General features: G+C 73.8%; 10 protein-coding genes. 8 read left to right on the forward strand and 2 right to left on the reverse strand.

What is annotated here, in order from left to right; all coding sequences use genetic code 11:
* Window positions 1–48: 48 nt before the first annotated feature.
* The 7 genes from purB to BLS21_RS18675 all read left to right on the forward strand — a co-directional run bounded on the left by purB (window position 49) and on the right by BLS21_RS18675 (window position 6,834).
* A complete protein-coding gene (gene purB, locus BLS21_RS18645; RefSeq protein WP_245700556.1) occupies window positions 49–1,374 on the forward strand; it encodes an adenylosuccinate lyase in 1,326 nt (441 codons plus the stop codon).
* Window positions 1,371–2,234, forward strand: a complete 864-nt coding sequence (locus BLS21_RS18650; RefSeq protein ID WP_175479633.1) for a phosphoribosylaminoimidazolesuccinocarboxamide synthase — start codon at window positions 1,371–1,373, stop codon at window positions 2,232–2,234. Before purB ends, BLS21_RS18650 begins: the two co-directional genes overlap by 4 nt.
* Window position 2,235: 1 nt before the next feature.
* A complete protein-coding gene (locus BLS21_RS18655) occupies window positions 2,236–3,000 on the forward strand; it encodes an alpha/beta fold hydrolase (protein ID WP_175479634.1) in 765 nt (254 codons plus the stop codon).
* 144 nt (window positions 3,001–3,144) lie between these two features.
* Window positions 3,145–3,384, forward strand: a complete 240-nt coding sequence (purS, locus tag BLS21_RS18660; RefSeq protein WP_091221901.1) for a phosphoribosylformylglycinamidine synthase subunit PurS — start codon at window positions 3,145–3,147, stop codon at window positions 3,382–3,384.
* A gap of 14 nt (window positions 3,385–3,398) precedes the next feature.
* Window positions 3,399–4,070 carry a phosphoribosylformylglycinamidine synthase subunit PurQ gene (purQ, locus tag BLS21_RS18665; RefSeq protein WP_175479635.1) on the forward strand — a complete coding sequence of 224 codons (672 nt, stop codon included), beginning with the start codon at window positions 3,399–3,401 and terminating at the stop codon, window positions 4,068–4,070.
* The gene (gene purL, locus BLS21_RS18670) at window positions 4,067–6,400 is read left to right on the forward strand and encodes a phosphoribosylformylglycinamidine synthase subunit PurL (protein ID WP_091221904.1); all 2,334 of its coding nucleotides are present in this window, start codon (window positions 4,067–4,069) and stop codon (window positions 6,398–6,400) included. The genes purQ and purL overlap by 4 nt, the downstream gene beginning before the upstream one ends.
* Entirely contained in the window at window positions 6,400–6,834 is a 435-nt protein-coding gene (locus BLS21_RS18675; protein WP_091221907.1) for a sterol carrier family protein, read from the forward strand. Before purL ends, BLS21_RS18675 begins: the two co-directional genes overlap by 1 nt.
* A gap of 160 nt (window positions 6,835–6,994) precedes the next feature.
* On the opposite strand, the gene BLS21_RS25275 is transcribed toward BLS21_RS18675, so the two are convergent.
* Both BLS21_RS25275 and BLS21_RS18680 read right to left on the reverse strand, forming a co-directional pair.
* Window positions 6,995–7,138, reverse strand: coding sequence for an MFS transporter small subunit (locus BLS21_RS25275; RefSeq protein ID WP_175479636.1), 144 nt, complete (start codon window positions 7,136–7,138; stop codon window positions 6,995–6,997).
* On the reverse strand, window positions 7,135–8,550 hold the full coding sequence (locus tag BLS21_RS18680) for an OFA family MFS transporter (RefSeq protein ID WP_091221910.1): 1,416 nt from the start codon (window positions 8,548–8,550) through the stop codon (window positions 7,135–7,137). Before BLS21_RS18680 ends, BLS21_RS25275 begins: the two co-directional genes overlap by 4 nt.
* A gap of 209 nt (window positions 8,551–8,759) precedes the next feature.
* On the opposite strand from BLS21_RS18680, the gene BLS21_RS18685 reads away from it, so the two are divergent.
* A partial coding sequence (locus BLS21_RS18685; RefSeq protein WP_091221912.1) for an S-(hydroxymethyl)mycothiol dehydrogenase occupies window positions 8,760–9,646 on the forward strand: 887 nt, incomplete at its 3' end.

Genomic DNA, 9,646 nt, shown 5'->3' on the forward strand with positions numbered 1-9,646 from the left:
GCATCTCGCCTGCGGGAGACTGGGGCACGTGGTGCGACGAGCTGACGAGTGGCGGGCGGTACCCCGATGATCGAGCGGTACACCCTGCCCGAGATGGGGCGGGTCTGGAGCGACCAGCACAAGTACGAGCTGTGGTGCCGGGTCGAGACCCTCGTCCTCGAGGCGCACGCCGCGGCCGGGCGGGTGCCCGCCGAGGCGGTGCAACCCGTGCGCGACGCGCCGCCGCCCCTGCCTGCGCGGGTCGCCGAGATCGAGGAGACGACGCAGCACGACGTCATCGCCTTCCTCACCGCGTGGGCCGACAACACCGAGCCCCGGTCGGCCGCCGCCTACGTGCACCACGGCATGACCTCCTCGGACCTGCTGGACACCGCCCTCGCCGTCCAGCTGACCGAGGCCACCGACCTGCTGCTGGCCCGGCTCGACCGGCTGGTGGCGGTGCTGCGCGACCACGCGCTGGCCCACCGCGACACCATCAAGGTCGGCCGCACCCACGGTGTGCACGCCGAGCCCGACGTCTGGGGCCACCGGGTCGCCGACATCGCGTTCGCCGCCGCCCGCTCGCGGGACCGGCTGCGGGCCGCGCGGGAGCGGGTCGGCGTCGTCGCCATCTCCGGCGCCGTCGGCACGTACTCGCTGATCGACCCGTCGGTCGAGGTCGCCGTCGCCGAGGCGCTGGACCTGCGGCCCGCCGACGCCTCCACCCAGGTGGTGCTGCGCGACTCGGTCAGCGAGTGGGTCGCGGCGCTGGCGATCATCGCCACCGTCTGCGAGACGGTCGCGCTGGAGGTGCGGCACGGGCAGCGCACCGAGGTGCGGGAGCTCTCCGAGGCGTTCGGCTCTGGCCAGAAGGGCTCCAGCGCGATGCCGCACAAGAAGAACCCGATCCGCTCCGAGCGCATCGCCGGCCTGGCCCGCGTCGTCCGCGCCGCCGTCGTCCCGGTGATGGAGGGCATCCCGCTCTGGCACGAGCGCGACATCTCGCACTCCTCCACCGAGCGGGTGTTCCTGCCCGACGCCGCCATCACCACCGACTACCTGCTGCACCTGACCACCGGGCTGGTGGAGAACCTCGTCGTGGACGCCGACCGGATGCGGGCCAACCTCGAGTCGACCGGCGGGCTGATCTACACCTCGTCGGTGCTGCTCGAGCTGGTCGAGGGCGGGGCCTCGCGGGAGGACGCCTACGCGCTGGTGCAGTCCGCGGCGATGGAGACCTGGAACAGCGGGACGCCGTTCCGCGAGACGCTGCGCAAGCGCGCGGCGGACGCGGGCGTGACGCTGGACGAGGCGCGGCTGGACGAGATCTGCCGGCCGGAGCGGTACGTGGCCAACCTCGGGCCGTTGTTCGACCGGCTCGCCGCGCTGTCATGACCGTGGCCCTGCCGCTCGTCGCCCGGGGCAAGGTCCGCGAGGTGTACGACGCCGGCTCCGACCGGCTGCTGCTCGTGGCCTCCGACCGGATCTCCGCCTACGACCACGTGCTGCCCACGCCCATCCCGGACAAGGGCCGGGTGCTCACGCAGCTGTCGGTGTGGTGGTTCGACCAGCTGGCGCCGGTGCTGTCGTCCTTCGGGGCGAGCCACCACCTGCTGTCGGCGTCCGACGTCCCGGCCGAGGTCGCCGGGCGGGCGATGCTGGTGCGCCGGCTGGAGATGCTGCCGGTGGAGTGCGTGGCCCGTGGGTACCTCTCGGGCTCCGGCACGGTCGAGTACCAGCGCACCGGGTCCATCCGCGACGTCCCGCTGCCCGCCGGGCTGGTCGAGGGCTCCCGGCTGCCCGAGCCGGTGTTCACGCCGTCCACCAAGGCCGAGCAGGGCGAGCACGACGAGGCGATCGACTTCGCCGCCGTCGTCGGCGCGGTCGGGGCCGAGCGGGCCGGGCAGCTGCGCGAGCTGACCCTGGCGCTGTACCGGCGCGGCGCGGAGATCGCCCTGGACGCCGGGATCGTGCTGGCCGACACCAAGTTCGAGTTCGGTCTCGACCCCGACGGCGGGCTGGTGCTCGGCGACGAGGTGCTCACGCCGGACTCCTCGCGCTTCTGGCCGGCCACGCTGTGGTCGCCGGGGGCGGCGCAGCCCTCGTTCGACAAGCAGTACGTCCGCGACTGGCTCACGTCGTCCGGCTGGGACCGCGTCTCCCCGCCGCCGGAGCTGCCCGCCGACGTCGTCGAGGCCACCCGCGAGCGCTACGTGACCGCCTACGAGCGGCTGACCGGTACTGCGTTCCGCTGACGTGGCCGGAACGCGCTCGGGCCTCGCGTACCGCTCCGGCGGCGCGGGTGACCACCTGCTCCTGCTGCTGCACGGGCTGGGCGCCACCGGCGCGGTGTGGGACCGGCTGCTGCCGCTGGTCGAGGCGTCGTGGCGCGGACCCTGGGCCGTTCCCGACCTGCGCGGGCACGGCCGGTCGCCGGCCGAACCGCCGTACGGCTACGCGGTGCACGCCGCGGACGTGGCCGTGCTCGCCGCGGAGTCGGGCGCCGCGCGGGTCACCGTGCTCGGGCACTCGTTCGGCGGCGTGGTGGGCGCGGTGCTCGGCGGCGGCTGGTACGGCGTGGAGGTCGCGCGGGTCGTGGCGCTCGGCGTCAAGATCGACTGGACGGACGACGAGGTGAGCCGCGCCCGGTCGCTGGTGGCCCGCCCGCCGCAGGTGTTCGCGACCCGCGCCGAGGCCGCCGACCGGCACCTGCGGCTGGCCGGGCTCACCGGGCTCGTGGCCCCGGACGACGCGGTCGCGCTCGCCGGCGTCCGCGAGGTGTCCTCGGGGTGGGCGCCGGCGCTCGACCCGCGGGCGTTCGGCGCCGTCGGCCCGCCGGTCGAGGAGGTGCTGCGCCGCTCGGTCGCGCCGCTGCGGTTGGCGGCGGGGGCGTCCGACCCGATGGTGGGCCTCGACGCGATGCGCCGGGTGGACCCGGCCGCGGTGCTCGTCGAGGGCGCCGGCCACAACGCCCACTGGGAGGCCCCCGAGGCGGTGTGGTCCCTGCTCGACGCCGGCTGACCTGGCGCGGCGAGATCTGCACAGTGGTCGCCGTCAGGGGGGTGAAGGCCGCCACTGTGCAGATCTCGCGGGAGGAGGAGGGCGAGAGCCGGCGTCGTACGCGCTCCGGTCAGTGGTCCGCGTCACCCCGGTACGCTCGTCCGCGTGCCTCGGGTGGTCGTCGACGTCGTGCTGAAGCCGGAGATCTCCGACCCCCAGGGTCAGGCGGTGCTGGGAGCGCTGGGCCGGCTCGGCCACGACAGCGTCCGCAGCGTCCGCCAGGGCAAGCACTTCGTCCTCGAGGTCGAGGGCACGCCCGACGAGGCCGAGTTGACGCAGATCGCCGAGACGCTGCTGGCCAACCCGGTCATCGAGGACGTCGAGCTCCACCTCCCGACCGACTGAGGAGTACCCCCTCCGTGCGCATCGGTGTCATCACCTTCCCGGGTTCCCTGGACGACGTCGACGCCGCCCGCGCGGTGCGCCTGGCCGGGGCCGAGCCCGTCGCGCTCTGGCACGACGACCACGACCTCGAGGACGTCGACGCCATCGTCCTGCCCGGCGGCTTCTCCTACGGCGACTACCTGCGGGCCGGCGCCATCGCCGCGCGGGCGCCGATGATGCAGGACGTCGTCGACCGCGCCCACCAGGGCATGCCGGTGCTCGGCATCTGCAACGGCTTCCAGGTGCTCTGCGAGGCCGGCCTGCTGCCCGGCGCGCTCACCCGCAACGGCCACCTGCACTTCCGCAACCGCGACCAGGCGCTGCGCATCGAGCGCGCGGACACCGCGTGGACGCAGGACTACGAGGCCGGCCAGCGGATCGTCGTCCCGGTGAAGAACGGCGAGGGCCGCTACGTGGCCGCGCCGGCCGACCTCGACCGGATCGAGGGCGAGGGCCGGGTCGCCGTCCGCTACGTCGAGGGCAACCCCAACGGCTCGATGCGCGACATCGCCGGCGTCACCAGTGAGAACGGCCGCGTCGTCGGGTTGATGCCGCACCCCGAGCACGCCGTCGAGGACCTCACCGGCCCGAGCACCGACGGTCTCGGGTTCTTCACCAGCGTCCTGAAGGCGGTCGTCAGCGCATGACGCAGGGACTCAGCGACCTCGACACCGGGCCCGGCCCGCTGTCGCACCAGCTCGACACCGTCGAGCTGGCCGCGCGGACGCCGGACCTCGAGCAGCCCTACGGCGAGCTGGGCCTGAAGTCCGACGAGTACGCCCGGATCCGCGACATCCTCGGTCGCCGGCCCACCACCGCCGAGCTGGCCATGTACTCGGTCATGTGGAGCGAGCACTGCTCCTACAAGAGCTCGAAGGCGCACCTGCGCCGCTTCGGCGACCTGCCGCGCAGCGAGGCGCTGCTGGTGGGCATCGGCGAGAACGCCGGCGTGGTGGACGTCGGCGACGGCTACGCGGTGACCTTCAAGGTCGAGTCGCACAACCACCCCAGCTACGTCGAGCCCTACCAGGGCGCGGCCACCGGGGTCGGCGGCATCGTGCGCGACATCCTCACCATGGGCGCCCGCCCGATCGCCGTCATGGACTCGCTGCGCTTCGGCCCGGCCGACGCCCCCGACACCGCCCGCGTGCTGCCCGGCGTCGTCGCCGGCGTGGGCGGCTACGGCAACTGCCTGGGCCTGCCCAACATCGGCGGTGAGCTGCTCTTCGACGCCTGCTACGCGGGCAACCCGCTGGTCAACGCGCTGTGCGTCGGCGTCATGAAGCACGAGGACGTCCGGCTGGCCAAGGCCGAGGGCGTCGGCAACAAGGTCGTGCTCTTCGGCGCCCGCACCGGCGGCGACGGCATCGGCGGCGTCTCGGTGCTGGCCAGCGAGACCTTCGACGAGGAGGGGCCGGCCAAGCGCCCGAGCGTGCAGGTGGGCGACCCGTTCACCGAGAAGCTGCTCATCGAGGCCTGCCTGGAGATCTTCCGCGAGGACCTCGTCACCGGCATCCAGGACCTCGGCGGCGCCGGCCTGTCCTGCGCGACCAGCGAGCTGGCCAGCGCCGGCACCGGCGGCATGCACATCGACCTGGACGCCGTGCCGCTGCGCGACAGCACCCTGACGCCCGCCGAGATCCTGATGAGCGAGTCGCAGGAGCGCATGTGCGCCATCGTCGAGCCGGACAAGGTCGACGCCTTCCTCGCCGTCTGCCGCAAGTGGGGCGTGCTGGCCACCGTCATCGGTGAGGTCACCGACGGCGACCGGCTGACCGTCGACTGGCACGGCGAGCGGATCGTCGACGTCCCGCCGCGGACCGTCGCCCACGAGGGTCCGGTGTACGACCGGCCGATGCAGCGCCCGGCCGACCTCGACGACCTGCAGGCCGACGACCCGGCCGCCCTGCCCCGCCCGGCGACCCCCGAGGAGCTCGCTGCGCACTGGCTGGCCGTCGTCGCCAGCCCCGACGGCGCGGACAAGACCTGGGTCACCGAGCAGTACGACCGCTACGTCCGCGGCAACACCGTGCTCGCCCAGCCCGACGACGCCGGCGTGGTGCGCATCGACGAGGGGACCTCCCGCGGCATCGCGCTCGCCCTCGACGGCAACGGCCGCTACGCGCGGCTGGACCCGTACACCGGCGCGCAGCTCAACCTCGCCGAGGCCTACCGGAACGTGGCGGTCAGCGGCGCCCGCCCCCTGGCGGTCACCAACTGCCTGAACTTCGGCTCCCCGGAGGAGCCGGAGGTGATGTGGCAGTTCGCCGAGGCCGTCCGCGGCCTGGCCGACGCCTGCCGCGACCTCGGGCTTCCGGTCACCGGCGGCAACGTCAGCCTCTACAACCAGACCGGCGACGTCGCGATCAACCCGACGCCGGTGATCGGCGTCCTAGGCGTGCACGAGGACGTCCGGACCCGCGTGCCCACCGGCTGGCGGACGGCGGGGGAGACCGTGCTGCTGCTCGGCGTCACCCGGCCGGAGTTCGGCGGCTCCGCCTGGGCGAGCGTCGTCCACGGCCACCTCGGCGGCCGCCCGCCGGCGGTGGACCTGGAGGCCGAGCGGTCGCTGGGCGAGCTGCTCGCCGCGCTGGGCCGCGAGGGGCTGGTCACCTCCGCGCACGACCTGGCCGACGGCGGCCTGGCGCAGGCGCTGGCCGAGTCGGCGCTGCGGTACGGCACGGGCGCGCGGCTGACCCTGGACGGCGACGTGTTCACCGCGCTGTTCAGCGAGTCGGCCGCGCGCGTCGTGGTGACCACGACCGACCCGGAAGCGGTGCGGGTCACCGCCGAGTGGGCCGGCGTCCCGGTCACCGAGCTGGGGACGACGGGCGGTGACGTGCTCGCCGTCGACGGCGTCGCCGAGCTGCCGCTGGCCGAGCTGCGGGCCGCCTGGAGCGCGACGCTCCCGGCCCTGTTCGGCACCCCGGAGGCGACCGTGGGCAGCGTCCCGGCGGGGACCGTCCCGACCAGCTGATGCCGGCTGTGCCCCCGTCGACGAGGCCGATCCCGGCCGACGAGCTGCGGGCCGCGGTCGACCCGGTGCGGGCCTGGCTGGCGGGGGAGGCCGAGCAGCCCCCGCGGTCGGTGCTGGGGGCCGCGGTCAGGACGACCGCCCGCTGGCTGGCCCAGCAGGTGCCCGGCCGCTCGGTGGAGCTGCGGGTGCCCCCGCACGTCGCCGTCCAACTGGTGCCGGGGCCGCGGCACACGCGCGGGACGCCACCCAACGTCGTGGAGACCGACGCCGCCACCTGGCTGCGGCTGGCGACGGGGCGGCTCACCTGGGAACAGGCGGTCGCCGACGGGCGGGCCAGCGCCAGCGGCAACCGCGCCGACCTGAGCCCCCACCTGCCGCTGTCCCCCCTGTCGCCCTCCGGGCGACACCGCGGCCAGGAGCCGTCCCCCGGTTGAGCCGGGCCGCTGCCCGTGTCCCGGTCGGGAGACCCTCCGGGCCCCGCGACCGTTCCACCCCGGCGGAGAGCCGTCCCCGGCTCGTCCGGACCCGTCCTGGACGACACCGCGCCCCGGCCGCTACGAGAGCGACCGGGGCGCGGTGTGTGTGCTGGTGGGCTCAGCCGCCGAACAGGGCGCTGGCGGCCTTGACCGTGTTGTAGAGCCCGTAGGCGAGCGGCACGCCCACCAGGGTCCAGGCGAAGGCGATCAGCCCCACCGGGGTGTGGGTGGGCTGCCGGTGGTCGGTGGCGGGGTGGCTCATCGGACGGCGCTCCGTTCCGTGTCGGCGCGAGCGGTGGCGGGGGAGGTGGCCTTCGGCTCGTGCCACTTGCTGGCCACCGGGCGGACCAGCAGGTTGGCGATGAAGCCGACGACCAGCAGGCCGACCATGATGAACAGCGCCGGGCGGTAGTTCGCCGCGACGAGCTGGCCGGGGGTGCCCTGGGTGTCCAGGACGCCGTTGATGATCAGCGGCCCGGCGACACCGGCGGCGGACCACGCGGTCAGCAGCCGACCGTGGATGGCACCGACCTGGTAGGTGCCGAACAGGTCGCGCAGGTAGGCCGGGACCGTGGCGAACCCGCCGCCGTAGAAGGAGATGATCACGGCCGCGAGCAGCACGAACAGCCAGGTGGCGGTGCTGCCGATGGTGGCCAGCCCGATGTACAGGAGGGCGCCGACACCCAGGTAGACCATGTAGATGGGCTTCCGGCCGATGAAGTCCGACGTCGAGGACCACACGAAGCGGCCGCCCATGTTGAACAGCGACAGCAGGCCGACGAAGCCGGCGGCCGTGGCGGCGGCGACCGTGGAGGTCTCCCCGTTGCGGAAGAAGTCCTGGATCATCGGCGCGGCCTGCTCGAGGATGCCGATGCCCGCGGTGACGTTGCAGAAGAGCACCGTCCACAGCAGCCAGAACTGCGGGGTCTTGATGGCGTTGTTGGCCGAGACGCTCTCGGTGGTGACCAGGGCCTTCTTCTTGACCGAGGACGGGTCGAAGCCGTGGGGCCGCCAGTCGTCGGCCGGGACCCGGATGATGAAGGCGCCGAACATCATGAAGACCAGGTAGACCGCGGCCAGCGTGAAGAACAGCGCCGCGACGGCCTCCCCGTTGGGCACGGTGCCCGCGGTGCCGTCGTACGCGGGGTCGTAGTAGTTCATCAGCTGCCGGGACAGCGGCGAGGCGATGAGCGCGCCACCTCCGAAGCCCATGATCGCCATGCCGGTCGCCAGACCGGGCCGGTCCGGGAACCACTTGATCAGCGTGGAGACCGGGGAGATGTAGCCGATGCCCAGGCCGATGCCGCCCAGGACGCCGTAGCCGAGGTAGAGCAGCCACAGCTGCCCGGTCTCGATGCCCAGACCGCCGACCAGGAAGCCGGAGACCCAGAAGACGGCGGAGGTGAACATCGCCGCCCGGGGACCGTTGCGGTCCACCCAGGTGCCGAACAGGGCGGCGGAGACGCCGAGCATGACGATCGCGATCGAGAAGATGACGCCGATCGCGGTCAGGCTCGTGTCGAAGTGCTCGACGAGCGCGGTCTTGTAGACACTCGTCGCGTACGCCTGACCGATGCACAGGTGCACGGCGAGCGCCGCCGGCGGGATCAACCAGCGGTTGAAGCCGGGACGGGCCACGATGCGATCTCGGGCCAGGAAACTCGGTACTGCCACGGGACGGACCTCCGGAGGACATCGGTCGGGGGATCCCCCGCCGGAAAGGGTCTGTGCCAGACGTCACGGACCCGCGGGAACGCTACGTCCGTCCTGGACGTACCGCTGGACGAAGGAGTCGATCCCCACCGGTCGAGACCGGATCGTTGCGAAGTCAACCAGCTCCCGGACGGTCCAACCACCCCCGTGGCCGGGCATAGGCTCCCGCCATGGCCTACGAGGTGAGGGGCGTCGTCGCCCGCAGCAAGGGAGCCCCGGTCACGGTCGAGACGATCGTCGTCCCCGACCCCGGCCCCGGAGAGGCGGTGGTCGACGTCCAGGCGTGCGGGGTGTGCGCCACCGACCTGCACTACCGCGAGGGCAACATCACCGACGAGTACCCCTTCCTGCTCGGCCACGAGGCCGCCGGGGTGGTGGCCGCGGTCGGGGAGGGCGTGACCAACGTCGCCGTCGGGGACTTCGTGGTCCTCAACTGGCGGGCGGTGTGCGGGCAGTGCCGGGCGTGCGCCCGGGGCGAGCTGCAGTACTGCTTCAACACCCACAACGCCGCCCAGCAGATGACCCTCACCGACGGCACCGCGCTGTCCGCGGCGCTGGGCATCGGCGCGTTCGCCGAGAAGACGCTGGTGCACTCCGGGCAGTGCACCAAGGTGGACCCGGCCACCCCGGCCACCGCCGCCGGGCTGCTGGGCTGCGGGGTGATGGCCGGGGTGGGCGCGGCGATCAACACCGGCGGCGTGCGCCGCGGCGAGTCCGTGGCGGTGTTCGGCTGCGGCGGCGTGGGCGACGCCGCGATCGCCGGCGCCCGGCTGGCCGGGGCGACCACGATCGTCGCCGTGGACGTGGACGACCGGAAGCTGGCGTGGGCGCGGCAGTTCGGCGCCACCCACACGGTCAACTCCCGGTCCACCGACGCGGTGGCGGCGATCAGGGCGGCCACGGGCGGGTTCGGGGTGGACGTGGCGATCGACGCGGTGGGGCACCCGGCGGTGTTCGAGCAGGCCTTCTACGCCCGGGACCTGGCCGGGCGGGTGGTGCTGGTCGGCGTCCCGGCCCCGGACATGCAGATCACCCTGCCGCTGATCGAGGTGTTCGG

This window comes from Geodermatophilus siccatus, from assembly GCF_900103785.1.
Taxonomy (GTDB): domain Bacteria; phylum Actinomycetota; class Actinomycetes; order Mycobacteriales; family Geodermatophilaceae; genus Geodermatophilus; species Geodermatophilus siccatus.

Excerpts from the sequence above, each read along its gene's own strand:
- BLS21_RS18650 (WP_175479633.1), top strand. The coding sequence starts at position 1,371 with ATGACCGTGGCCCTGCCGCTCGTCGCCCGGGGCAAGGTCCGCGAGGTG.
- purL (WP_091221904.1), top strand. The coding sequence starts at position 4,067 with ATGACGCAGGGACTCAGCGACCTCGACACCGGGCCCGGCCCGCTGTCG.
- BLS21_RS18675 (WP_091221907.1), top strand. The coding sequence starts at position 6,400 with ATGCCGGCTGTGCCCCCGTCGACGAGGCCGATCCCGGCCGACGAGCTG.
- BLS21_RS25275 (WP_175479636.1), bottom strand. The coding sequence starts at position 7,138 with ATGAGCCACCCCGCCACCGACCACCGGCAGCCCACCCACACCCCGGTG.